The sequence below is a fragment of the Sphaerospermopsis reniformis genome, assembly GCF_005402885.1.
Classification (GTDB): domain Bacteria; phylum Cyanobacteriota; class Cyanobacteriia; order Cyanobacteriales; family Nostocaceae; genus Sphaerospermopsis; species Sphaerospermopsis kisseleviana.
In genome coordinates this window covers 1-325 of the sequence record NZ_BJCE01000607.1, presented here as the reverse complement: position 1 = coordinate 325, position 325 = coordinate 1, and the positions used below count along the sequence as shown (strand labels likewise).

The 325-nt window shown below is 41.8% G+C and carries 1 rRNA gene; it reads left to right on the top strand.

Annotated elements, in window-relative coordinates:
- Positions 1-51, top strand: a 16S ribosomal RNA gene (locus FFR48_RS28590); the annotation flags it as partial.
- Between the last annotated feature and the right edge of the window lie 274 nt (positions 52-325).

The following is a 325-nucleotide window of genomic DNA, read 5'->3' as shown; positions in this document are numbered from 1 at the left end:
AAGTCGTAACAAGGTAGCCGTACCGGAAGGTGTGGCTGGATCACCTCCTTTTTAGGGAGACCTACCCATTTAGATATCGAAAGCAATGAGTAAATAGATACTAAACTGGTCTACTCTAGGTCGGTCGAGATTGGTTAGTTCTCTTTCAAAGTATTATTAAAGCTCTGGTCAAATTCAGCAACTAGGTAAACCCTAGACTGCTGGGTAAATACCAGCCAGAACCTTGAAAACTGCATAGTAACGCGAGGCAGTTCAGTAATCTAGTGCTTTAGCAGCAGATAACTGAAATGAAAAAGCCAATGTTAAGTGGTCAAGCTAATAAGGG